This is a genomic window from Spirosoma agri (assembly GCF_010747415.1).
Taxonomy (GTDB): domain Bacteria; phylum Bacteroidota; class Bacteroidia; order Cytophagales; family Spirosomataceae; genus Spirosoma; species Spirosoma agri.
The window spans coordinates 3096176-3118874 of record NZ_JAAGNZ010000001.1 but is presented as its reverse complement, the minus strand read 5'-3'; the positions used below and the strand labels follow the sequence as shown (position 1 = coordinate 3118874).

Here is a 22699-nt window from a genome sequence, read left to right as displayed (position 1 = left end):
TTTCTGTGAATACTCGTGATAATTATCCCCTTAGTTATAGCAACGTGTTTCTGTCTGGTCTAAACGGACAACTTCAACTTAATGCTGGCGAGTCTGGTAGGCCTATACGTCTGGTTTAGGTGTCCACCCTCCGCAAGCGGTCCAAACCCGGCACTTGCTTCTTCCCATACATCCTGTTCTACCTTTAGTCTCGTAACGGCGGGCGGGTGACTGGTTTCGCGCCCAACACGAATCCAATCTTGCCCGACCAACGCTGGTTGTTGCCGCTGACTGGTTTACTCACTCGTTATGGCTTAAGACTATTCATGAAGAACGTACTGATTTCTGCCTATGCCTGCGTTCCTGATCTAGGCTCCGAAGAGGGAAACGGCTGGTTTTATTCATCCCTGATCTCGCAACAGAACTGCCGGGTGTGGTGCCTGACCCGAGATATTGGCAAGGAACGAATCGAGCAGAAATTACAGCAGGTTCCTCATCCGAACCTGAACTTTCGCTACGTACGGTTGCCCCGTTGGGCAGACAAAGCCCTCCACTACGGGCTGGTTGGCATGTACTTTCACTACATCTACTGGCAATGGGCTGCTCTTCAGGTAGCCCGCAGCCTGGCCAAAGAGCAGCCCATTGATTTGGTTCAGCACGTAAGTTATTCCAGCTTACAACTGGGTAGTTTTTTGTATAAACTTAAACTCCCGTTCATCTACGGACCCGTGGGCGGTGGCCAGGAAGCGCCCAAGGCCATGCGAGCCTATTTCAAAGGTCATTGGGCCAAAGAACAGATGCGCTCCGCCATCAGTAAGCTGCTGCTGCGCTTCAATCCCGGCTGTTATCAGTCCGTGCGGCAGGCCAGTTACGTGCTGGTGTGCAACGAAGATACCCGGCGGATGGTCCAGTCGCTGGGACGTACAACCGCGATCGGAAAAGAATTAGGGGGCGTGGGGCAGCATTTTATTCCCTCGGCACCCATTCGTCGGCCCGTTCGTTCCACGCTGGAACTTGTCTGGGTGGGCCGTTTGCTACCCCGCAAAGCCCTTGAGTTATCGCTCCACGGGTTCAGTAAAGTAGCGGCTCACTTACCTATTCACCTGACCATTGTAGGAGACGGGGAGATGGGCCAGTATGTAGCCGAATACATAGCCCAGTATGGCTTAGCGAGTCGGGTAACCTGGGTCGGTAAGGTCAGCTACGAACAGGTGAAGCACTACTACCGGCAGGCGGATGTGTTTCTCTTCACCAGCCTGCGCGATACCGGTCCTGCCCAACTCATAGAAGCGATGGCCTACTCGCTGCCCGTCGTCACTCTGGATCTACACGGGCAGGCGGAGTTGGTTGACCCAAGCAGGGGTATTCAGGTCGCGTTGACCGAGCCGGAAGCGGTGGCGCAGGGCTTGGCCAACGCAATTGAGTGGCTCTACTTCAACGAAGCGCAGCGGTTAGAAATGGGACAGAACGCGTTCCGGTTTGCCCAGCAGCAGAGCTGGGAATCGGTCGTCAGTCAGTTGGTAAAAACCTACTATTGATTGTACAGTTCCCCGTCAGTCCTAGCGGGTAGATGCCCGTACCTGGGTTGAAACCGCCCGTAGATTTTTCCAGGAACCGTTTGCCCGTTTTGGTAACCTGATGAGTTACCCCGTTTTCCTGAGTGACTTCGTGAAGTAACTACGTAGTGGTCTATCCAGAAAAAGCATGACCCCATACGCCAGTAGGATTAGTAGGCAGGTGCCAACGATAGTGATGATGATCAGTTGATTGATCGTCGGTTTGTGCACTTCTATGTAGCTCAAAACAAGCCACAAAAACGGGTAATGGATCATGTAAAGCGGATACGAAATCTCGCCTGAGAACTGACAGATTCGTTGCATAGCTGCCCTGGGATGAGCCCCGGCCCCCAGCGCAATCAGAAACGGGAAGTAGACGATGACGACCAGGGAATCGACAAACCAGTTGGTCGGTTTTGAGAAGGGAATCAAAAAGGTAACTACCAGCAACAAGCCCATCGATACAAACCCAAGCCGGGAGTTGATAAGCCAGCCCGACCGATACACCAGCATGCCGGCCAGAAACGAATAGCCAGCTCGAATGCCGCCACCCATAATGTTGTCCCCGCCAAACCCCACCCCCAAATAGGTAGACCGATGCGCTTCGTAGATCAGGCAAAGGGCCGCCAGACTTGTTAAGATCCATGTCATTTTTGGGCGTACCCTAACCAGCACGAGCGCATACAGCAGGTTCATTATATATTCCCAAAACAACGACCAGGTGGGCGGATTTAGATGGAACAGGTTGAAATATCGTTCCCGTACCAGCGGATAAGGAATCATCAGACAGGACGTGATAAACAGGGCGAGCGTTTTGTCGGCATAGACCTGATGGAGCTTGCTGAATGGATCAAATACGAATGTAAGCAAACCAATCAGGGACCCAATAATGACCAGCGGATGCAGTCGGATCAGCCTACGCTTCAGGAACGGGACCAGGCCGAGTGTCTGTAGTTTATCGTCATAGGCATAGGCGATGACAAAACCCGATAAGCAGAAAAAGAAGTCGACGGCCAGGTAGGCGTGAGCCAGGAAATTATCCCGGTAGTCGGGCGCAATGAACTCCATAAAATGAAAGATGACTACCGCTACGGCTGCAACACCCCGAAGCCCGTCTAACACGTAAAACTGGTGCTTTGCCACTGGTGGAGTCGCTACTGATTTTGTCCGGTTCATGCCTGTTTACTTACCTGAACGCAATAATACCTGTTTGTCAGTTGCCGTCAATCCATACAGGCTCAATTGAGGGGCCTTGGCGGGGAGTGCAACGTTACGATGGTAATGATCGACGGCCACCGAAGGCGTAAATCGGGTGAAACAGGTACAACGCCTTCAATGAGTCTGCCATGCGATTAAATCGTCTGCGGGTGCTGAGTAGGGTGCAACAAATAGGCGAGCAATGTATCTAAAGGAAAAATAGCTGCTCGTATGAAAATCACCAAGCTCGTCTTGTTAATAACCCTGCTGTTCCTGTCATGCCGTGTGCAGGCCCAACAAACGGCATTCACCGTGAAAGTTACCGGCCAGGGAGACCCTGTACTCTTGCTGCCCGGATTCACCTGTACCGCCGACGTATGGCAGGAAACCGTGGCCGCTCTTTCGGCCACCCACGAATGTCATGCCTTTACCTTCGCCGGGTTTGGCGGTGTTCCGCCAATCGATATGCCCTGGCTACCGACCATCAAGACACAACTGATCGACTACATCAAAACGAAGAAGCTAAAGTCGGCGACCATCATCGGCCACAGTTTAGGGGGAACGCTGGGTATGTGGCTGGTGACCTCCGAACCGGCTCTGTTCAGGAAACTCATTGCGGTCGATGCGCTGCCCTGCACGGGGGCGTTGCTGATGCCTAACGTTAACCCAAACCAGATGGTTTACGACAATCCCTTCAGCAGGCAGCAACTGGCCATGGATAGTGCTCAATTTCACCAGATGGCGCGACAGATGGCCGCCGGCATGTGTTTGACCAAAGCCAGACACGCTCAACTCGTCGATTGGATCATGAAGGCGGACCGAAAGACGTACGTGTATGGGTACGTCGATTTACTGAAGCTAGACCTGCGGGAAGACTTGGCGCACACGACGGTGCCCATGGTCATTCTGGCGGCTACCTATCCCGATCGGCAACGGGTGGAGGCAACCTGGAATCAGCAGTTGGCTAAGCTCCGGGAAAAGCGGATCTACTACGCCGACCAGTCCGCTCACTTTATTATGTATGACCAACCGGCGTGGTTTATCACCAAGATTCAGGAGAACCTTCGATAACTGATGCCGCTACAAGAGGAGGAGTTCACCCAAATCTACAACACCCATTTTGCGAAGGTGTTACGGCTTTGCAAGGGCTACGTAAATGGGGATCAGGCCACTGCGACCGATCTGGCACAGGAGGTCTTTATGAAAGTGTGGCAACATCGAACCGAATTCAGGTCGGATGCTTCGGTCAGTACGTGGACCTACAAGATAGCCGTAAACACGTGCCTGCTGCGGCTTCGAAAGGCGGCTACCAACAAAGAGGTTCAAACGGACACTCTCCCGGATCGGGCGGAGGAAAACGATGAGCTGGCTACGGAGGAGCGATTCCAGCAACTGTATGCAGGCATCTACCAACTCGACAACACTGATCGCTTGCTTATTCTGCTGGTGTTGGACGGGCTTCCTTACGAAGAAATTGCGGGCATCGTCGGCATTTCAGAAAGTCTGCTACGCGTAAAAATTCATCGAATCAAAAAAAGACTAACTAAATTGATCCAGTCATGACCGACTTTGAGCACATCCAGGCGCTTTGGAAACAGCAACCAAATACCAATCAGCCCCAGTCGGCTCTGGCGGTAATAGCCAAAGCGGAAACCAGCAGCAAACGACTACTGGCCACTCACCGGGGGACACTGTTCGTCCTGTCGGCAACCGTCCTCTTGCTGGCTGGCTATTTTTGGGTTTACGGTACGACGGCTAATCAGACGGTTTTGGTGGCTAGTCTGCTGATGATCGGCTCACTACTGGTCAGGATTGCCGTCGAATATGTCAGCTATCGCCGGTTGGCTCACCTTAAGCTACACACGGATCTACGCACTTGTTTAGCACAAACCAGGTCTTTTCACCGAGCCAGGCAACGGATTCAATTGATGTTGACACCAGTAAGTTTAAGCTGTTATGTAGTAGGCTTTATGATGCTTTTACCTTACGTTAAAGCGGGGGTAAGCGAAGGATTCTATTGGTACATTGTCTTGTCCGGATCCTTCTTTCTACTCATACTCTGCGTTATCATATACCGCCAGATTCGCGACGAGATGCGCCTTTTAGCCCAACTTGAAGAAAGCTATACAACGTTATTAGGCGATTAAACGCGAAACGCCCGGCTCAGATGAGGTCGGGCGTTTTGGGAAGTAACGATGAGAGTTGATCAAAACTACGTATCAATAGGACTCATAGCTGAAGCGCAGTGTCTCTACCAACTTGTCACTATAGGTGTAGCGTACCGTTGGCAGTTTGGCTTCGTTGTACTCGTAGCGGTAAGTTAGTCCGCCGATCGTCAGCACATTGTTGGGGCTAAGCGTATGCAGATTCTGAAAGTAGTCGTTGATCCCACCGAAGTATTTAGGAATCACGTAAACGCCATAAAAGGGATTGATTTTATCGTCGAGCGTCAGGCTGTACTGCTCCGTGTGAGAGTAAGGCACCGAGCCCTGATAACCGCTGCTGGTTGTTTTGACCGACGACAGATCAGCGCCCGAGTAGGAAAACTCGTGGGTCAGGTCAAAATTGGCTCGTTGCCCCTGTTGGTAATACACCTTCTTAAGTTCAACTGTCTGGCCGGCTGCGTTGTAGCGGGGAAAACCGACCATAGTCAGCGCATTGACCGTATTGAGAAGCCCCAAATCAATAACCGTCTGACCGGGCTGCGCATAGTTGATATAGGAATAGCGAATCCCGTTGAGCTGACCCGTTACCGAATAGCCAAACTCGTGCTGGTAGCTAACCGGCCCAAAAATACTGCCGAGCCGGGCAATCTGCTGATACTGATGCAAGACCAGTCGGTTCTGATTATCGTAGCGGTAGCTGTTCTTTTCAATCCAGGTGACCGTACTGTCGGGTGATTCGTAAGCGAGCAGGGCACTGAGCCGTCCCTGATCGTCGTAGGTAAAAGCCGTGATTTTCGCTTTTCCATCGGGCATATCCTGCGATAGGGATCTGATGCGGAGCCGATTGGTGGGCGTGGGTGTCGAAGTGGGCGTGCCAGGGCTCACCGAAGGTGAATCGGCGGGTTGACACGCTTGCAGAGAGAGCAAGATCAGACCGCAAAGGAAACAGACCAGTGAAGAAACACGCTGCATAGCACTAGATAGTGAGTGATCAGAAACCCGAGACACAGTCTTCCCGACGTTCGTCGCTGGGTTGGGGGCGTTATACCGCAAACGAGTAGAAAAGAATGAATAAACGTAATTTACTCATCGGTTCAGGCGGTCGGGCGTTGTTTTATGACACGGGCAAATCCGATCTCCGAGTGATGGTCATTCGCGAGGGCATATGACCAGATTGGCTATTTAGTAGCCATAAAAACCCCCTACGCGTTCGGTCGGAGAACCACTACGTAGGGGAAGCGCGGACAAGGTTACCAATCAAGCCCACCGTTGGCAAAGGTACAACAGGTTGTGGGCTATACAACACTAATCCATGCTCAAATTAACAATCTCTTTCGCCGAAAACACACCCGGCAGGTGGCCGTGTTGCGGGATATGAACGGCAACGCCCGCTAATGAACCAGGAAATACGAGGGAAAAGACACCTTATCACTCCGCTGACATCGATACAACTTGACTCAGCGATCAACGGGTCTGGTCAAGGCTTCCTGCCACTCAATTTCCAGCGTCCTGATGGGCGTGGATAACTCGTCGCCATCAAAGGCGTCAATTGGTAACAGGGTAAACTGCTCTGCGTCACCGAGTTCAACCTTAAGTAGTATGTAACCCTTGCCCACGATAGTGCTGAGCCGATCGAACCCCGTTTCCAACTCATCTGGCTGGAAAGAAAAAGATCGATATACGCCCCGTTGATCTAAAGCTGTAATGAATAAGATCATATCGATCGATTTAGAGTATGTGTACTTCTGGTATTTCGTTGCAGTAGTAGACCTGTGTGGTATAATTGATTGACCAACCCGCCGACCGATCACCGGATAAGGTGAAAAACGCATAGTTACCGGTGGATAAATCAGAACGCACGACTGATAAGCATCATACTAACAAGCTGATAAAATAGAGGTTTTTAGAATTTATTATTAGGTAACTAGCTGAGCAGTACGTATAATTAACCAGGAAGCTCATAAACTAAAGAAGCCCGACTGAGTCGGACTTCTAGCGAAGAGCGCACAAGCCGAATTGCCATTTCTTCATGGACAAATTCCGCTATACTCACTTCTTCTTTGGTTTACGTTTAATAATGGATAAAGATAATTTACTCAGCCCGGTCGTACATAGCAACTGATCGGGTTACTTATTGGGTTGGTTTATTAACAAAACGACAGATGTATATACGAAATAAGATTCTGATGGGATTGCGCTGGTCGAAAAAAAATAATACGTAACAGTACGCTGTCTAAACCTCCTCGTCAGTTTAACTTACTCGCAATCCATGTAAGGAGCCAATCGCTCACAAACGCGTCGCTGGCCAGCCTGCGCCTGCTCGAGTTGCCAGCGGTATTTGGTCAATTGGAGTTCAAGCCGAACGCAGCGGGACTCCCAGTTGGTCCCACGGGGTAACTCTTGAATATGAGCGTTTGTATCAATGATGGCCAGTTCAAGCCAGTCGATTCGCAGCTGATACGTTTCACGTAACCGCTCAGAATAGAGAGCGAGCATCTGGTGGTTTATTGACAATTGATTGACCGGCTTATTGAGAAGCGCCTGCCATACTTTCTCCAGTTCATCGACATGAGGACGGATCGGCTCACCATCGAAGGCTTCTGCTGGTAGTGAGAAGCATTGCCCATTATCCATAAGATCGATGTTTACCAAGACATCTCCGCTGGAAGCAATACTGTTGAGCACCTCAAAAGCAGATTCTAGTTCAGAAACCTGAAAGGAGAAGGGCTGAAAATCGCCCTTGTCATTCATTGTTACAATGAGCAGAAGCATAGAAGCATGACGATAAGTTGTTGCAAGATGTAACGTATAGGGTTACCGTTCAACTAAATTCAATGACTGAAGGGGGTTATTTAGCTAATGGAACAGATTCGGGATTATAGTAAGTTACGAAATCCGAATGAATGCGGGTGTATTTAGTAGCTTTTTTTAAATGAGCAACGCAAACAGCCCGCTGCTTTATGGTTGATTGCCTGCGTTGCCCTCCACATCCTGACTGCGGGTTGCCATCAGATACCAGTCAGGCCAGCCGAGAAAAAAGGCATCAAACTCATGGGTAGTGGTCTGGAAATAAGTCTCAACGTCGACGAGACGCAGGAGCGGTCGTACACAGGTAACAAGATACAAACCCACTGGCTAAGACGGTCAGCTGCTCATGTCGTTGCGTTGAGGTTGCCAGAAATGCGCAACTTTTGGGTAAGACCTGACAGAGGTCGCCAGGGCCCATAGATCTAGTGGAGCCAGACCGCAATAACTCGCGTCCGGCCACTGATAGCGTAACTAATTTGGATAAGTGCCTGAGAGAAAATGCCGGCTTGGTCAGGCGTTACCGATTCACTGCATTAGTTTTTAGTCAGGTAGGTTGATGCGTCCACTAAGTTGAACGCTGGATCATCCCGGAAGATGCTTTGTAACGAACCAATATGGGCTACGCCAAGGATGACGACTACTCGTTTCGCCTGTTGAGCCAACTGAGTCGTGACAATGTTGGAGTAAATTTTATAGTCCCTGTTTTTAAAGACCGATATGAGTTCGGCTCCGATGTACCTGGGGTTGACGAAAGCGGTATCGACCATAGCGTCCGGATTCGTGAAGCGGCCATTCGTTACGAGCGCCGGTGTCATGTAACGTAAATGGTACACTTTATGAATCGTCTCCGGCTGGTTCAGAAACAGAATAAAGTTGCTGAACGATAAATCACCCCGCTGAAGCTGTCCATATTTATCGTTGACCATGGTCCGGAGCTGAAGGCCTTCCTGTCTGTACAGCTCAATGTTCTGGCCGTTACTCAGGATGCTCTGTGAGGTGCCGCCCGGTGCATTGACACCAACAATCTGCTTTAGTCCCAGCGTTTTTCCTAAAACAAACCCAAGCTGATACTCTTCGGCCCGCCCGTCGGGTAGATCCGTGAGGTTAAGTTTGTTGTCAACGAATAGTTTGTAGGTACTATCCAGTTTCGGCTGATCGTCGGGTAGTCGCTCAACGAGAATTAGATCAGGCTTATAGGCCTTAAGGCGACGAACGATGCTGGCTAGTTCGGCTTGGTTTTTTGGCGAAAAGGCATCTGTATTGGGATTGTCTTTTTTATAGACTTGCTGAAGGTGGTCACAGCCAACCAACAGGATCTGGGTGGGTTCGCTCTGGGCTATACCCAAAAAGGGAAGAAGTAGTCCTGCAACGAGTACATTAAGTAATGATTTGGCACTGCGTGTAGTTGTTGGCGTTCTCATTCTTCACTGGGACACAAAGGGACAGTTAAACCAGCGGGCAGACCAGACACTAAAAAAGCACTTACTATTGATTGTAAGTGCTTGATAATAAGTTATTTGTGTGACCACGGGGAGAACACATTTACAGCATATAGCGGCACCTTTCGCACTGCAAGTTAGGGATTTAAACACATACGAACACTATTGTACAACATAGTATAGTCGATTTGTTTCAGTATTTGTTTCAGTATTCGTAGCTTTGAGAATGAACATCAGCTACAAATTTGAACTGAACTCAAAACCGGGGGCTGACGGTCGGCACACGGTATTTCTGCGCATCACAGCAAATCGGAAACTGAAGCGAATTAAAAACTGAGATAAGCAAACTTATTTTTATGAACTTACTAACACCTCATCAGAAGCAATTACAAAAGCGTAACAAGAAGATTAAAGCTCTCTACGAACGCTTAATAGGAGAGGGGGGGCAAAAGACCGCCTGTGCTCAGAAGGTGATGGAGAAATTTGGTATACGGTCTAGGGTCACCGTTTGGCAGATTGTGAAGAATGGTCTTTAGTCTGTATATAGGGACGTATAGAATCTATTCCACCCCTGATAGAGTGGCGAAATTTTGTTAAATTCTTCTTAGCTTAATTTTCAACTCTAACTTTTGCCTTTTGAGTTCGTAAGCAATAAATGGAACCCATCGTTCGAGGTGTATTAATGAACAATCGTCTTTAATATAGCTTGTGATATATTCTATTCTTTCCTCTACAAGATCCTGATCAGTATTTAATTTTAATTCCTTGATAGTATATTTAATTAGTTCAAATTCGACCTTAGTTAAGAAATTTGGTTCATCATTAGGTTTAATAAGAAAAGTATCAAAGTCTATTATAAACCAATTAGGTTTAACATTGAATGGATCCACTATGGCTTTTACATGTTTGCGCGAATTAAACTTTTTTGAAGCCAATCTAAAGTTATTCCATTCATAAGCTTTAAGTGGACTGCTAGCTCTAGGTTCAAAATGATCTACAGTAGGCTCACCATTTGTTCTGGGAATTTTTGTTGCACAATAGGCGCAAATCCATTCATAAGCTGTACGCAATTCGGGTAGAACGTCGCGCCAGTACTCCTTCCCTTTCCAGTCTTGTGTTCTTGGTTTAGGTACTAATGCCAAGAATTTACTTCCTGGTATTCTAACTTTCAAATCAAAATCATGAGGTTCTGGTTTCGCAACTATTTGTAACATAGTAAATAATAGTAATTTAATTATACTTCTACATCATATCGGCTTGCAAAGGATCGCCAACGAACCCAAAATTTATCGTGAGGAGGGAGTAATTCAAGCAATTGTTGTGTGATTCTTAAAACTTTATCTCTTGAAATATTCTCTTCCAACTGAAGCTTAACGGCTTTGCTTATTATATCCTCACTACCCAAACTTCCTCTTGGCTCTTTTAATTCGAAAATCTGCGAGGTTAGCCAAGAATCAATAGTCCCCCTTTTTTCAAAATCTATATCTTTAATAATGACCTCAGCATATCGCCTATGATTATTTTCTATTATATCCAGATGGTATAATTTATCTTTATCTTCATCAAATTGATTCTCTATAGAACTGAGAACTATAGGGGAATGGGACGAAACCATAAATTGAACTGAAAGTTCTAAGTCTAAATCCTTAAACACCTCTAAGAGCGCAGGTAAAATTCTACGTTGCCATTGAGGATGTAGGTTTATTTCAACTTCGTCAATAATAAAAACTAAATTTTTGAGTGGAGATTCCTGTATAGTAGCTGCATTAAATTTGTGTTCTTGCCAAGTCCAAACTATCAGATATGCTAAGGCTAATACTCTTTTTACTCCATCAGAGGCGTAAAGAACAGGAATTTCTCCATAAGAATGTTTAACTGTCGGAATGAGTCGGCTGTCGCGAAAAATCCTCGCTGGCTTACCTGGGGACATTTTGCCTAAATCTCCTGTGTCTGGTGGAGATAGGCGTTCTAATACTTTTATTAAAAGTTCAAAAGATTCATCATCAGCTTGTTGCCAGTTTATCCAATCTACAAGCAACCCATTGCATATTCGATTAGAATATCCCCTCGCAGAGCTTAGTACATCATCTTTATTTGAAGATATACCTTCCCATACGTCTTCTTTCCTAAAAATGATAGGCTTAATTTCTAAATTGTTTGGTGAGCTTTGAGGAGTGGAAGGATCCATAACTGCAAATAAGCCGTCAGCGCGGGCATATATGACCAAACCAGTTGCTGATGATACTTCTGTTCTTTGCCAGTTATTTGTTAACCGACTAAAGTATGCTTGGTAATATTCTGGTGTGCCATTAATGCCTTCTAGCTCAAAAGAAATTAAAGGGTTTTTATAACTGTGACCACTAAATTTACTCTCAATTTGATTTGGATAAATTGGATCACTTGTCCATGTGCCAGTAAGGGCCCACCATATTAATTCTAGAATAAAGGTCTTGCCTAAACCATTATCCCCTGTAAAAATATTAAGACCTTTCCCAAAGTTTATATCGAATTCTTGCGCAGGGCCAATATTTTCAATATGTAGTTTTTGTAGGGATCTAATTTGTTCAATAGGCGAGTCAGTAGGAACCGGAATTGAAAAATAATTCTTCAAAAGCCCCCAACTATATCTCTCATCTGACCAAAGATTACTACCCATATACTCAATGGGCAAGTTTGATTCATATTCAAATAATGCGTCTAATTCAGCATTATTAATTGAAAATTCTTGAATAAATGAATTTCCTAAAACGGAAGCATCAAGTTTTGCAAGATCCCAATCGTAGTCTCTATATAGCCAAATAGCTAAACTGTGTAATGGGATTTTCTTTCCATTTTGCAAATTATCTTGTAAGACCTTTACATAATCTTTACTCCATGACCAAAGGTCTGATTTCTTTGGATGGTTAAACGCTTGGCCAAATTTTTGGGTTCGATTGCTCTGTGAACCAGTCGAGGGGTAATTTGGCTCAAGCCAGAATTTATTTTTGTCAGACGGCCTAAATACCCTAAAGAAGTAAATACTTTCAGGTATGGGCCTATAATATCTGTTTAACAAGTCGCTTTCTAACTGACTTATCGGAAAGGAAACTGGATTACCAATAGGCAATTTATAATTTTTGCATACAAGAAATGTTATACCATAAAATGGTTGAACATTTTCTAAATCTATAAGGGCACGGTGGAGAGCATCTTGGCTAATATACATGAATTTGATTCTATAAAGATTGCAATTGATTCACTGTGTACTCACAGAATTCTTTACTTAAATCAATCCCAACTACATCACGCCCCATATTTAGAGCAACTCTGGCCGTTGTCCCGCTCCCAAGAAATGGATCTAATACCAACCCTGAATTTGGACAACCAATGCTTAAACATCTTTCAACTAGTTCATCCGGATATGGCGCCGTACCAAGATTTTGAGATTTTGGTCTAGCGGTTATAGTCCACATATCTTCCTGTTCAACCTCTTTTAAAGGCTCTCTATTGAAATAATAATCCTTATGTTTTGTCATCATAAATACAAACTCATAACTTCTTCTTGGCCTATCTCTAACCGATTCGGGCAATGCATGCTTTCTATACCAAATTATAGTACTTCTCAAAACCCACCCCCTACGAATCATTTCCGTAGCGACTCGCCATGGAATACCTATCAAAGATTTAGGTCTTATGCCAATACCCAGCCCACCACTTTTATCAACTGCTCTGAGGCCAAATCTACGTTTACTACTTTTTTTGTCTACGCCTTTCGATTCTCCTTTTCCTGAATAGTAGGTATCACCAATATTTAAGAAAAAAACACCGGAAGGTTTCATGACTCTATAAATCTCATCAAACGTCAAACAGAGATTTTCGATAAACTCGTCTACTGATTCTTCTAATCCTATCTGACCTTCATACCCATAATCTCTTAGCCAAAAATAGGGGGGAGATGTCACTACACAGTCAAATTGGTCACTTGTTAGCTGCTTTAACACCTCTTGAGAATCACCATTATAAACGGCCCAATCGTTTCCTTTACTACTTACTCCTTCGTATTTATTAATACCATCATAGGCGGAGGTACTATTTTCGTGTTCAGCGGCGATCATCAAGCATTAAATTATAAAAATCTGCTCTAAAATAGCGGTTCACGAAGGCTTTAGCGAAATATGAGTCAAATAATCTCTGTTTTTAATAAGATCTATTTTTAATCAATTATGAATCCGTTAGTTAAGAGTTTTTACTTTGAGTTACGCAATCTGGATAAATACTTGTCTTGCTAATTATTGCACTTGTAGGTAAGTTGGGTAATTTACCAGATATGTTTTCGATGCTAGCTGTGTTATAGCTAGTTCATAATGTTAGCTTTGTATCTCTGAACTTGTTACATAGCTACATGGAAAATACGAACTTATTTAATTTTATCAATTGGCTGTAAACAAAAGGTTTTGAACGAAGAAATAAGCCAGAAAATAACATGTATGTGATCTACGATAAAGTTAACGTAGCTCAGATTGATGTCATTTTGCGAAGGGATCTTCATTTAATCGATATTAGGTCTAGTATATATCCTCAATCGCATAACGAAAGCCTTATTCTTTCTAAGAGCAAGGAAGAGGCCAAATTGCTCTTTCACTTTCATGGCTTGCCAACTGATTAAGTAATTTTTAGCGATACTACAATCGCCTTTGTTTATATATGAATAAAAAGGAAATAGAAGAGGCAGAAAGGATGCTTTTCAATGTCCCAATTGGCGAAAATCCTAAAATATGGCGGTATATGGACTTTACTAAATATGTCTCAATGCTTAATAGTAGTAAACTTCATTTAACCAGATGCGATCAATTTGAAGATCAGTATGAAGGATATACTCCAAAACAGGAAGTTCTCAAGAGATTAGAAGAATTCAAAAAAGAACACACCGATAAGCATAAGTATACGCCGGAGCAATCATCAGAACTATTGAAATGGGTGTGGGAGAAGTTCCAGCGTCAGTATATATTCATTAATTGCTGGCACATGAACGAGTATGAGTCAGCAGCGATGTGGAAGTTATATGCTAAGTCTAATGAGGCAATATCTATTCAAACTACTTATGATAAATTAAGAAATGCCTTGCCGATGAGTTGTCATGTAGGCAAAGTAAAATATATCGATTATCAGGTTTATACAAAAGAAAAAGACGAAAAGACTTATAATGTAATGTTTAAGCGAAAGTCTTTTGAGCATGAAAAAGAATTGCGTGTTTGCTATGCAGATGTTTATGATTTTGAGCAGGCTATAAAAAACCCCGACTCTTTTGAGCAAGACAACCCGCGTACTTACGAACAAGTACCGATCAATTTAAGTGAGATAATTGAGGCTGTATTAATTGCCCCTGGTGCGCCAAGATGGTTCAGCGACTTAGTTGAAGACGTAACCGAGAAATTTGATTGCCATTTCCCTATTATACATTCAGACTTGAACAAGGGGCCAATTTATTGAATAGGAGTTACTCAAGCTGGATAGATACGTGTATATAAACCCAATTTATTAAACAATTAAAATGGACAATAAGTTAACTTTAATCTAGCGATAAGTGCTAATTAGTAACACTGGGAATGTATTTTGTGATATTTGTATTCCTTATAATACTTTATTTACCACGTGAATTCGATGTTATACTTCCCAAACTGTTTTGGTTTTGTAACAACAAATTCTAATTTTTTTCCATCGTCTGAGATTGTAGGTTTGTCCAACTGTGTTGCAGAATCATCGAAAAATAAATATGCTTTTGCAGATTTGCATGGTCTGTCATGCGGAAAGGAAATATTAGTCGTTACTGCTGCACATTTCCTGTCTGCTTGAATCAAGATCGACTCAATAGATTCGGTAAAGCAATTTATATATTCCATTTCAATAGTATGCTTGTGTTGTATATCTTCCTTAAGTGGTGGATGGAACATAGTAATTAGTGATATAGAACCTCCTTCGGTAACTTGCATAGGTTTACCCATATTACTTTTTATAAAGTTTACATTACCAGTACCACCAATGTTTTTATCATGTAGTGTAGTAAAATTCTTACTATATACTGTAAATAACTTCTTTTTTTTACAAACTGCTCTCTTACCCTCTTTGTCATGGATTGTAAATTCATAATCAATTGAGTGGAATTCTATTGATTTGAAAATATACTCTCTGAAAGCAACAAAACTTAGTGCTGCCAAAACAAATAATAGTAAAAAAATGTAAACTATTTTTTCATTCTGAATGGCCGTAATTATTCCCCAAATCGTTACTACTAGGCCAACAATTTCGATTGAGTTCTTCAATTTTTTGTTCATTGCAATTGACTGGCGAGGACCTTATTTTAGAAAAGAAAGTTGTCTAATAATATGTTCTAGTAACGTTATAAATTCAAACTTTACAATTAATCTACATTGGCTCAAAAATATATTTGCCCTCATGATAATGAATAAACTCTTTAAAGCAAAAAGTAAAAAGCAATTATTTTGCTAATTGATTAAACGGATTAAAAATGTACATTTGTTTGAATATACTATATTGCAAAAAAGGTTGACATTAATGAGAGTCGGCATTTCAAAAATATTGACATTCTCAATTTGGTTGCCGATGGCTAAATTTGAACCTAGCAATTAATGCGTTTTGACGTGACTTCGTTGCAGGGTTACGCCAATTAAGTAACTTTGCATATATAAAAGGTTTTAAAGAGATGGGAGATAGTAAAGAGAAAATTGGGCTGCTTATTAGAGCGGCTAGAAAGCAGAAAGGATTAACTCAGAAAGAACTAGGCGAAAAGTTGGGGTTGGCGGAATCAACTGTAACTAACTACGAGGCAGGTAAGCAGAATCTTACTCTTGACACATTAGATAAAATAGCGGAAGCACTACAAGTTAAATTAAACATATCCTTGAAATGACCTATTTTTTCGACCAAAAACATTTGATATAATAAAGGTTTTGTGTACCTTTGACTTGTCAATTAGGAACAGAAAAGGCGATATAGTACCGATGAGGTTGCCCGCTGGACGGTATGAACTGACTTGATAAGCAACAAAAAACCCCGCGCTATACTTTGGACGGCGTAGCTGCGGGGCAAGTGCCACTCTAAACGATCAGTTTATAATGAACACGGTACAAAGGTACGCGGGTAAGGGGAGAAATGCGCTCTTTCCTACACCAAAGGCCCAAAATGCGGCCAAATCCCCCCAAGAGCCGGATGCTCGGCAACTGCTTGACCTGCTGACGACGTTTTTTCGCAGTATCAAGCGGGTTACGATCACTGTCAATGTCTATTCCGAGATTAATCAGGTCGGCAACGGCAACGTCATTGATTCCTGTAACGTAAGGACTACCATTGTTCAGAAAGGAGGGCAGGGTAATGTGTAGTACATCATGCCCAATTCTTACAATGGAGGATAGTCGGCAGCCGGTATTCCCTGCTGTATCCGAAGAGTTGTATAGTGCCCAGGTTGGAGTACTGCGGGTAGTTGATGACTACTTGGATGGCAACCTGCCCATTAAGGCAATTAACAGAGTCCTTTATCACTGGCTTACCACAAATCAGCGTGATCTAAGCGCAACCTCCAATCAGAATACCCTGTACGATCTACTTGGTTTAGTCAATTTCTTAACTGACCTGCAATCGGCTCATGACGGATTACAATTCCTGATCGATTTCCAGAAAGGAGGGCAGGACCATGAATAATACCCTAAGCGTCCGCGCCCTAACTCACCGGGTTGTCACTCATGCCGCCATTCTCTGGAACGAACCCCGTTCAGAAGTCTACGCCCGAATCTACGCCAAATTGCTCTATTACTACGGCATAGATTTAGGCTCCTACCCACGGAGTAAAAACGAGTCGTTGCTCTGTGTTGCCGAACGGATTGATGTGATTGACAAGGTATATCGGTTTGCCGAAGCGGAAAACCTGTATTTACCCTTAGCGGAAAACTAGGCCATGAGAGACTTGAAAAATCTGGACGATGCGGCTTTGGCCGTGTTGTCCATAGCCCTCAATGGCTATCAGGAACACGAAAAAACTAATACGTACGTGTCTCGTATGTTTCTGGACATTAGCGAGCTACTCGTTGGTTCCATTCAGGATTTGAGCATTTGGGGCATTCGGGATTTACTGGCAAAAGAAAATAAACGACGGGCAAGAACTGTAACGGTACGGGTGGTGTCACCGACGGACTTTGAGGGTATAGGCAAGCTGGGTAAACAGGAATTGCTTGTGCTTCGGCTCATCGGCCAGGGCCAGCGGAGCGAGGATATAGTTAGACTGCTCAGCATTTCGTACCGCACACTGGCAAACCACAAGGCTCATATAGCCGCAAAGCTAGGCTTAGGCAGCGCACGGGACATACTCAAGTTTGCCATTGATAACCTGATGATCTTATGAACAAAGATAAAGGGTTATCCACTACGGCACTTGTTCGGTACATCCGTCGGCTGGATGAGTATCAGGAATGGAAGAGGTCTGTATTTATCCGGGACCGGTTTACGTGTCAAGTGTGCGGCAAACGCAATGGGCGAAAGATCATCATCGAAGCGCACCATATCAGGGAACTATCAACACTGGTAAAGACTCACGCGATTACCAGTGTTGATGAGGCTATAGCGTGCCCGGCCTTATGGCAAATTTCCAACGGGCAAACCCTGTGCCGTACCTGCCATGAACAAACGGATAGCTTTCCTAAGAACTTTGTTAAACCTGTTAAAAAGAAATATAAACAATGGGATTAAAACCAACCAATAGCTTATTCAGTCAAGAACAGGAATTGACCATTATTCAGGCTTATATAAATGGCAAAACGCTTGTAAACCTTGCTAAGCAGTATAGTTGCTCTAAAACCACTATCCATCGCATACTGGATGGAGCCGGGGTAGTTCGCCGTAAACAGAATAAATCAGCAATACCCAAAGTTCAAACATGGACTTGCGTAATAGACCCAACTCCCCTTCCTGAATGTCGATTCCCCGGCATTTATAAATTTACTAATCGCATTAACGGTAAAATTTATATTGGACAGTCCCGCAATATTCATCTAAGATACAAGGAGCATAGAAAGGACAATGTCAATTCTCACTCGACAGGACTTTCCCCCGCCTTGAAAAAGTACAGCATTGACAGCTTTAACTTTGAAGTATTAGAGCGAGTTGATAATCTAGCGAAACTTAATGAGCGCGAACAGTATTGGCTGGATTTTTACCAATCTTACAATAAGGCTAAGGGGTATAATCGGGCAAAGGTAGCCACTAATTTTGCTTTGGGTTGCAAACACTCGACAGAGGCAAATGATGCCAAAGGTGATCGACAGAGAGCTTACTACGCCTTAAATCCTAGTAAAAATATTGGACGAAAAGCATCAGAGGAAACCCGAAAAAAAATAGCAGAAGCGAGAAAGCGAAACCCATTTACAAAGGAGCAGCTTAACCAAATTTCAGCGATACGAGTAGTTAAGATGACCAAAAGAGTTGCCCAGATAAATATTGAAACATCTCAAGTAATACGGGTATGGGAAAGCGTAACGGCAATTCAGCAATCATTGGACATTCCGGCCAGCTGTATAAGATATACCTGTCGGGGCTTTTCCAGCAACAAATATGGCCGTTACGAAAAGACCACTCACGCGGGTTACAGATGGGAGTATACCGAATTGGAGTCCGGTATATATGATAAAAGCCATATAGTTAGAGTTAAGAATGTGAGAGGTAAGGGGATCGCTCAGATTGATCTAAATACCGGAGAAGTTGTGCGGATGTGGGACAATGCACCGCAAGTAACGAAAGAACTTGGTTTGAATGCAGAGTCTATTAAAAATGCCTGTCGCGGTTTTTATGTCAATAAATCAGGCCGTCACCACAAGGTTTTGCACGCTGGCTTTAAATGGGAGTATGTCAGCTAGTGTACCTCCGATAAATAACTCCTTTATTTTCGATAGCAACAAATACTTCAACTGTCCATTCCATAGGTTGAAGTATTTGTATTGGATTCTCTATTTAGTGATAGCTATATTTTTTGAAGTAGTCAGGGTGTTACCCAGTGAATCCTTCACTGACACAACTGCTCTCGCGTCGCCTATACAACAATCATCTTTAATTCCGAAGATAACAGTGGCCACCCCTTTATCATTTGAGAGATCATTTAGTGACCTAAACTCTCCAATTGAATTTCCTGACAATGCATTAATTACTGAGAACGAAACTAGGTTGCCAACTGAAGGCTTACCTTTTTTTCTACTAACTGTAGCGGTTAGTGTAAGTTCGCTACCGAAGCTTGATTTCACCGAGAATGAGCTTAAATCAAGTTTGATTTGCGTCGGATAAGCTTTTAAAAATTTAACTGTTAACGTATCCGCAGAGGGCGTATCACCAACTTTTGCTGTTATAATTGCATCTCCTTCTATGACTCCTCCCTTTAAGCGAACGCTAGAAACTCGCTTATTTTCACCTTCCGATTTTATGATCTTTGATGGTAGTTGAATAGATCTTTTCCCGTTATCCGCGAAATAGCCTGTGGTTGTATTGATAGTTACAGTTTTATTGCTATCCGTTACATTAGCAGGAAATGTAACTTCAACCAAAGTAGATGAGCTATCATCTGCAACAATTGTTCTACTTAATGGACGCACAAATTGAACTAAATCCTTGTAGTCTACAGGTTGCAAATATTTGTCTGGATTAAAGCAACCAGTTAAAAGCAAGAATAAAAGAAGTAGTGCAGGTTTTTCTTTTTTCATCAGTTAAATAATTTAGCTATACCTCCAAATAAATCTTTTAATTCAAGATCTAGTGATAAGCCAACGTAGGGCGAAAACATAAGCTTTTTCTCTACGCTTAAAGGCTTTGTGCTTAACGCTTTGAACCAAACTCCGCCTAGAGCTAGTTTTACGACATTATTAAATCGAATGCCCAGTCCAGTCATTAGCGACTTACCAGAAAACAAATCTTCTCGTTCTCCTTGTATTGCCAATGAAGAAAGAGTTATCCCAGCCATAAAGGATAGTCGATGAGCTACTGTTTTATTTCTGATAGTACTAAAGGGTATATCTTTATTTATTTGACGAAAATTGATGTTAAAGCCTAAATAAGGAAGAATGTTTGTTGCCGCAAATGAACTTCCACCTCTGGCAACAACTATTAACCCAAAGTCTGGCACTATAGTGAGTTTGTTTCTGGTTATAAACTCAAACTGGTTGGTTGTGCCTTTAGAATATTCGGTAGTATTCACATTAACAATCTCTGAGACACTAGTTATATAGTTTGATTTTTGCTCAATCATTTCATTGAGTTTACCTGATGAGGTAATAAGTTTATTTTGAATTGTCTTATAATTATCAATTAGTTCATTTATTCTTATTTCCGGATCTATACCTTTAATAGACTTTATGTAGTCAATATAGTTGATCAGTGAATCCGTTGTTTTTATAGAAGTTAGTAAGTTTTTTTGTCTACCTAAAAGATTATTATCTTGTAAAAGATCATCAAATGGACTGAAGCTTATCAAACGTTTTCCAGATAATACTTCATCCCATTTTGTGTTTTTGCCCTTAGAGTTTGAAAGTATTTTGATGAATGAATTTTTATTTTTACAATAATATTCACTAGCAGAACAGCTCCAGTTTATAGTGAAGTTATATAATTTTTCTAAAGATGAATCAAACTTTATTGAAGCTAGTATGTCTTTGGCAAGATCAGCTTCAATCTCATGAAATCTTACAACTGAATAAATAAAAGGCTCTTTGACTACACTCAATTTTGTTTCTTTAAAAGTTTCATTTTTATCGTTTACTAAAAAACCATTTTTGAAATTGTATAAACCATAATTTTCAATACGTTCAGTGTGTTTAGTATTGGATGAACGCATTATAGTATAGTCATAAAGATATAAGTTATACCTATTGTTATTAATGAGGCTTTTATTTGCAGCATCAAGTAAAGAACCTTTATTAATAATCCACCATGTATTTTTATCATCAGTACTTAAACGGCTCTTTTGAAGATCGTTGATATGGAAAGAAGTGGTTGTATTTTCAAGGGATTTTTCAAACGTTGGTATTTGGTCTGAAGCCGTAAGCACTATTGTTCGATATAAACCAGCAATGTCATTATTGGTTTTATATCGCACTCGGTATGAATTTATTTCATTTTTAAATGATTCATACGTTATTGGTTTGAAGTTATTGCTTGGATATTTGTTAAGAAAGACATTAAAGTCTAATTCTGCTTCATTACTTTTTTCTAGCACTTCTTTCAACGTCAATTGGAAAATATCATTAAAACCATTATCGTCAGTCTTGGTTAAATCAAATTTGTAAATACTAGCAGGGTTTAATGGTGGTATTTTAGCGATGATAGTGGTGGTCTCTTTTCCATACACAACCGAAGGAAACTCTTTTATTGAGTAGAGTGGCTGTGTATAATTTCTATTGTTTTTGTAATACGCTTTCAATTCCTTAACAAAATTTTTCCTTCTACTTACTGCAACTTTGTAAGCAGTAAGATTTTCATCTGTTCTACCAGTTAATAGAAATTCCCTTTTTTTGGGTTTATCATAATTATTTAAACTTGTTTGTAAGAATTCTCTCCGCGTTAAAGGCTTAATTTTTCCGTATTTATCAAGTTCGTAAATTGATAGATCGACTGGCTTTGACTTATCTTTGTACGTAATCTTAAGGGTAAAAGGTTGATCAAACGGTATTGAGTTTTTAACATCTTTTGTAATTGAATCAAATTCCACAGCAGTCGTTGGAGCAATGAACTGCCCTAGAGCGGAAGTAGAATATAAAAAGCATATGTAAAAAAGGCTGATTTTTAAAGTAGAGGATATCTTTCTCATATTGCTATTTGCTTGAACTTTCAAATGTATTGAGAACCAGTATGATTTAAAACCGTATTTTTCACGTGTTTTATATGGTTCTAATATTTACAAGTGAAGCCTCTTCTATATAAATAGCTTATAGTGAGTACATTAAATAGTGGCCGGGAACATGCTTATTCTTAAATTAGATAACTGGCATAATGGACATAAATAGGTTAGCTGAATTAAAAATTGTGATTAGTTGAATTCAATATGTTTAGACAGATTTGTTACGATTGTTAAATGACATTAGATATTATCTTTGATTCGAAAAGCAAACGCTGTTTTCGAACGGCTTTGTTTTGGTGTGGATAGAAACGAAAAGCTCGACACAATTTGAGGTCGAGCTTTTTATATGAATATACATTGATTAGTAAGACAACTATCTGTTCGTATTGCGTAACTCCAACCTCTAAAAATTCCGATTATCTTTTCTATATCCTCGCGAGCATTTTTCATGTATATACATGAATCTCGCCAAATTGTGTAACTATAAAGGCCTTCTTAGTTGTTCAGTATCATGTTTATTTTCTTGTTCAATTTCTTGTATAAATTATAGTAGTAGTAGCAGCTATAGATGTCTGATGTACAATGCTTTACAGGGAAGTAATAAGAAATAATTCTTCTGAAAAATAGCCTCGTGAAATAAACAATTTATTGCCTTAACTATCTGATATAGAGTTAATTATTATTCTAATAGGG

The 22699-nt window shown here is 42.2% G+C and carries 25 protein-coding genes; 13 read left to right on the top strand and 12 right to left on the bottom strand.

All coding sequences use genetic code 11. The annotated features are described in order from the left end of the window. The first annotated feature begins 305 nt into the window (after positions 1 to 305). Positions 306 to 1517, top strand: coding sequence for a glycosyltransferase family 4 protein (locus GK091_RS13020; RefSeq protein ID WP_164038494.1), 1212 nt, complete (start codon positions 306 to 308; stop codon positions 1515 to 1517). A 105-nt stretch (positions 1518 to 1622) separates the two neighbouring features. On the opposite strand, the gene GK091_RS13015 is transcribed toward GK091_RS13020, so the two are convergent. Beyond that, entirely contained in the window at positions 1623 to 2711 is a 1089-nt protein-coding gene (locus GK091_RS13015) for an acyltransferase family protein (RefSeq protein WP_164038492.1), read from the bottom strand. A 252-nt stretch (positions 2712 to 2963) separates the two neighbouring features. Between GK091_RS13015 and GK091_RS13010 the strand changes: the two genes are divergently transcribed. From GK091_RS13010 to GK091_RS13000, 3 genes are read left to right on the top strand one after another with little or no spacing between them, the layout of a single operon-like run. Continuing rightward, complete coding sequence (locus GK091_RS13010; protein ID WP_164038489.1) at positions 2964 to 3803, top strand: alpha/beta fold hydrolase; 840 nt, start codon at positions 2964 to 2966, stop codon at positions 3801 to 3803. Positions 3804 to 3806: 3 nt separating this feature from the next. Then, positions 3807 to 4295 (top strand): RNA polymerase sigma factor, encoded by a 489-nt coding sequence (locus tag GK091_RS13005; protein ID WP_164038487.1) that lies wholly within the window; start codon positions 3807 to 3809, stop codon positions 4293 to 4295. Further along, on the top strand, positions 4292 to 4879 hold the full coding sequence (locus GK091_RS13000) for a hypothetical protein (RefSeq protein ID WP_164038483.1): 588 nt from the start codon (positions 4292 to 4294) through the stop codon (positions 4877 to 4879). Before GK091_RS13005 ends, GK091_RS13000 begins: the two co-directional genes overlap by 4 nt. A gap of 72 nt (positions 4880 to 4951) precedes the next feature. Here GK091_RS13000 and GK091_RS12995 read toward each other — a convergent pair whose 3' ends face one another. Beyond that, positions 4952 to 5869 carry a hypothetical protein gene (locus GK091_RS12995; protein ID WP_164038481.1) on the bottom strand — a complete coding sequence of 306 codons (918 nt, stop codon included), beginning with the start codon at positions 5867 to 5869 and terminating at the stop codon, positions 4952 to 4954. A gap of 297 nt (positions 5870 to 6166) precedes the next feature. Between GK091_RS12995 and GK091_RS29820 the strand changes: the two genes are divergently transcribed. Beyond that, entirely contained in the window at positions 6167 to 6292 is a 126-nt protein-coding gene (locus GK091_RS29820; protein WP_262889183.1) for a hypothetical protein, read from the top strand. 62 nt (positions 6293 to 6354) lie between these two features. Here the strand turns inward: GK091_RS29820 and GK091_RS12990 are convergent, their stop codons facing one another. The 7 genes from GK091_RS12990 to GK091_RS12960 all read right to left on the bottom strand — a co-directional run bounded on the left by GK091_RS12990 (position 6355) and on the right by GK091_RS12960 (position 13238). Continuing rightward, positions 6355 to 6615, bottom strand: a complete 261-nt coding sequence (locus GK091_RS12990) for a hypothetical protein (RefSeq protein WP_164038478.1) — start codon at positions 6613 to 6615, stop codon at positions 6355 to 6357. 538 nt (positions 6616 to 7153) lie between these two features. Next, positions 7154 to 7669, bottom strand: a complete 516-nt coding sequence (locus tag GK091_RS12985) for a hypothetical protein (RefSeq protein ID WP_164038475.1) — start codon at positions 7667 to 7669, stop codon at positions 7154 to 7156. Positions 7670 to 7855: 186 nt separating this feature from the next. Further along, positions 7856 to 8029: a hypothetical protein gene (locus GK091_RS12980; RefSeq protein WP_164038470.1), complete on the bottom strand. Its 174-nt coding sequence runs from the start codon at positions 8027 to 8029 to the stop codon at positions 7856 to 7858. Positions 8030 to 8238: 209 nt separating this feature from the next. Continuing rightward, the gene (locus tag GK091_RS12975; protein WP_164038465.1) at positions 8239 to 9126 is read right to left on the bottom strand and encodes a DUF5694 domain-containing protein; all 888 of its coding nucleotides are present in this window, start codon (positions 9124 to 9126) and stop codon (positions 8239 to 8241) included. Between the two features lie 611 nt (positions 9127 to 9737). Further along, positions 9738 to 10358 carry a hypothetical protein gene (locus GK091_RS12970; RefSeq protein WP_164038462.1) on the bottom strand — a complete coding sequence of 207 codons (621 nt, stop codon included), beginning with the start codon at positions 10356 to 10358 and terminating at the stop codon, positions 9738 to 9740. Between the two features lie 20 nt (positions 10359 to 10378). After that, positions 10379 to 12349, bottom strand: coding sequence for an AAA family ATPase (locus tag GK091_RS12965; protein WP_164038458.1), 1971 nt, complete (start codon positions 12347 to 12349; stop codon positions 10379 to 10381). A gap of 10 nt (positions 12350 to 12359) precedes the next feature. Next, positions 12360 to 13238, bottom strand: coding sequence for a DNA-methyltransferase (locus tag GK091_RS12960; protein ID WP_164038455.1), 879 nt, complete (start codon positions 13236 to 13238; stop codon positions 12360 to 12362). A 589-nt stretch (positions 13239 to 13827) separates the two neighbouring features. Between GK091_RS12960 and GK091_RS12955 the strand changes: the two genes are divergently transcribed. Further along, complete coding sequence (locus tag GK091_RS12955; protein ID WP_164038452.1) at positions 13828 to 14613, top strand: DUF2971 domain-containing protein; 786 nt, start codon at positions 13828 to 13830, stop codon at positions 14611 to 14613. Positions 14614 to 14768: 155 nt separating this feature from the next. Here GK091_RS12955 and GK091_RS12950 read toward each other — a convergent pair whose 3' ends face one another. After that, complete coding sequence (locus GK091_RS12950) at positions 14769 to 15455, bottom strand: hypothetical protein (protein WP_164038449.1); 687 nt, start codon at positions 15453 to 15455, stop codon at positions 14769 to 14771. 389 nt (positions 15456 to 15844) lie between these two features. Between GK091_RS12950 and GK091_RS12945 the strand changes: the two genes are divergently transcribed. The 7 genes from GK091_RS12945 to GK091_RS12915 all read left to right on the top strand — a co-directional run bounded on the left by GK091_RS12945 (position 15845) and on the right by GK091_RS12915 (position 19043). Continuing rightward, a complete protein-coding gene (locus GK091_RS12945) occupies positions 15845 to 16051 on the top strand; it encodes a helix-turn-helix domain-containing protein (protein ID WP_164038445.1) in 207 nt (68 codons plus the stop codon). 205 nt (positions 16052 to 16256) lie between these two features. Further along, positions 16257 to 16520, top strand: a complete 264-nt coding sequence (locus tag GK091_RS12940; RefSeq protein WP_164038442.1) for a hypothetical protein — start codon at positions 16257 to 16259, stop codon at positions 16518 to 16520. A 22-nt stretch (positions 16521 to 16542) separates the two neighbouring features. Then, positions 16543 to 16839: a hypothetical protein gene (locus GK091_RS12935; RefSeq protein ID WP_164038439.1), complete on the top strand. Its 297-nt coding sequence runs from the start codon at positions 16543 to 16545 to the stop codon at positions 16837 to 16839. Continuing rightward, entirely contained in the window at positions 16832 to 17089 is a 258-nt protein-coding gene (locus GK091_RS12930; protein WP_164038436.1) for a hypothetical protein, read from the top strand. Before GK091_RS12935 ends, GK091_RS12930 begins: the two co-directional genes overlap by 8 nt. A 3-nt stretch (positions 17090 to 17092) precedes the next feature. Beyond that, on the top strand, positions 17093 to 17536 hold the full coding sequence (locus GK091_RS12925) for a helix-turn-helix transcriptional regulator (RefSeq protein WP_164038433.1): 444 nt from the start codon (positions 17093 to 17095) through the stop codon (positions 17534 to 17536). Then, positions 17533 to 17880, top strand: coding sequence for an HNH endonuclease (locus tag GK091_RS12920; RefSeq protein WP_164038430.1), 348 nt, complete (start codon positions 17533 to 17535; stop codon positions 17878 to 17880). Before GK091_RS12925 ends, GK091_RS12920 begins: the two co-directional genes overlap by 4 nt. Then, positions 17871 to 19043, top strand: coding sequence for a GIY-YIG nuclease family protein (locus tag GK091_RS12915; RefSeq protein WP_164038428.1), 1173 nt, complete (start codon positions 17871 to 17873; stop codon positions 19041 to 19043). The genes GK091_RS12920 and GK091_RS12915 overlap by 10 nt, the downstream gene beginning before the upstream one ends. Before the next feature lie 90 nt (positions 19044 to 19133). Here the strand turns inward: GK091_RS12915 and GK091_RS12910 are convergent, their stop codons facing one another. Continuing rightward, positions 19134 to 19877: a glycosyltransferase family 17 protein gene (locus GK091_RS12910; RefSeq protein ID WP_164038425.1), complete on the bottom strand. Its 744-nt coding sequence runs from the start codon at positions 19875 to 19877 to the stop codon at positions 19134 to 19136. Continuing rightward, complete coding sequence (locus GK091_RS12905; protein WP_164038422.1) at positions 19877 to 21976, bottom strand: hypothetical protein; 2100 nt, start codon at positions 21974 to 21976, stop codon at positions 19877 to 19879. The genes GK091_RS12910 and GK091_RS12905 overlap by 1 nt, the downstream gene beginning before the upstream one ends. Positions 21977 to 22699: the final 723 nt, after the last annotated feature.

Coding starts and splice junctions, on each gene's coding strand:
- GK091_RS12975 (WP_164038465.1), bottom strand. CDS start 9,126: ATGAGAACGCCAACAACTACACGCAGTGCCAAATCATTACTTAATGTA.
- GK091_RS12950 (WP_164038449.1), bottom strand. CDS start 15,455: ATGAACAAAAAATTGAAGAACTCAATCGAAATTGTTGGCCTAGTAGTA.
- GK091_RS12965 (WP_164038458.1), bottom strand. CDS start 12,349: ATGTATATTAGCCAAGATGCTCTCCACCGTGCCCTTATAGATTTAGAA.
- GK091_RS13020 (WP_164038494.1), top strand. CDS start 306: ATGAAGAACGTACTGATTTCTGCCTATGCCTGCGTTCCTGATCTAGGC.
- GK091_RS12960 (WP_164038455.1), bottom strand. CDS start 13,238: ATGATCGCCGCTGAACACGAAAATAGTACCTCCGCCTATGATGGTATT.
- GK091_RS12985 (WP_164038475.1), bottom strand. CDS start 7,669: ATGCTTCTGCTCATTGTAACAATGAATGACAAGGGCGATTTTCAGCCC.
- GK091_RS12935 (WP_164038439.1), top strand. CDS start 16,543: ATGGAGGATAGTCGGCAGCCGGTATTCCCTGCTGTATCCGAAGAGTTG.
- GK091_RS12970 (WP_164038462.1), bottom strand. CDS start 10,358: ATGTTACAAATAGTTGCGAAACCAGAACCTCATGATTTTGATTTGAAA.
- GK091_RS12995 (WP_164038481.1), bottom strand. CDS start 5,869: ATGCAGCGTGTTTCTTCACTGGTCTGTTTCCTTTGCGGTCTGATCTTG.
- GK091_RS12905 (WP_164038422.1), bottom strand. CDS start 21,976: ATGAGAAAGATATCCTCTACTTTAAAAATCAGCCTTTTTTACATATGC.
- GK091_RS13015 (WP_164038492.1), bottom strand. CDS start 2,711: ATGAACCGGACAAAATCAGTAGCGACTCCACCAGTGGCAAAGCACCAG.
- GK091_RS12910 (WP_164038425.1), bottom strand. CDS start 19,877: ATGAAAAAAGAAAAACCTGCACTACTTCTTTTATTCTTGCTTTTAACT.
- GK091_RS12925 (WP_164038433.1), top strand. CDS start 17,093: ATGAGAGACTTGAAAAATCTGGACGATGCGGCTTTGGCCGTGTTGTCC.
- GK091_RS12930 (WP_164038436.1), top strand. CDS start 16,832: ATGAATAATACCCTAAGCGTCCGCGCCCTAACTCACCGGGTTGTCACT.
- GK091_RS13010 (WP_164038489.1), top strand. CDS start 2,964: ATGAAAATCACCAAGCTCGTCTTGTTAATAACCCTGCTGTTCCTGTCA.
- GK091_RS12990 (WP_164038478.1), bottom strand. CDS start 6,615: ATGATCTTATTCATTACAGCTTTAGATCAACGGGGCGTATATCGATCT.
- GK091_RS13000 (WP_164038483.1), top strand. CDS start 4,292: ATGACCGACTTTGAGCACATCCAGGCGCTTTGGAAACAGCAACCAAAT.
- GK091_RS12945 (WP_164038445.1), top strand. CDS start 15,845: ATGGGAGATAGTAAAGAGAAAATTGGGCTGCTTATTAGAGCGGCTAGA.
- GK091_RS12955 (WP_164038452.1), top strand. CDS start 13,828: ATGAATAAAAAGGAAATAGAAGAGGCAGAAAGGATGCTTTTCAATGTC.
- GK091_RS13005 (WP_164038487.1), top strand. CDS start 3,807: ATGCCGCTACAAGAGGAGGAGTTCACCCAAATCTACAACACCCATTTT.
- GK091_RS12940 (WP_164038442.1), top strand. CDS start 16,257: ATGAACACGGTACAAAGGTACGCGGGTAAGGGGAGAAATGCGCTCTTT.
- GK091_RS12915 (WP_164038428.1), top strand. CDS start 17,871: ATGGGATTAAAACCAACCAATAGCTTATTCAGTCAAGAACAGGAATTG.
- GK091_RS12920 (WP_164038430.1), top strand. CDS start 17,533: ATGAACAAAGATAAAGGGTTATCCACTACGGCACTTGTTCGGTACATC.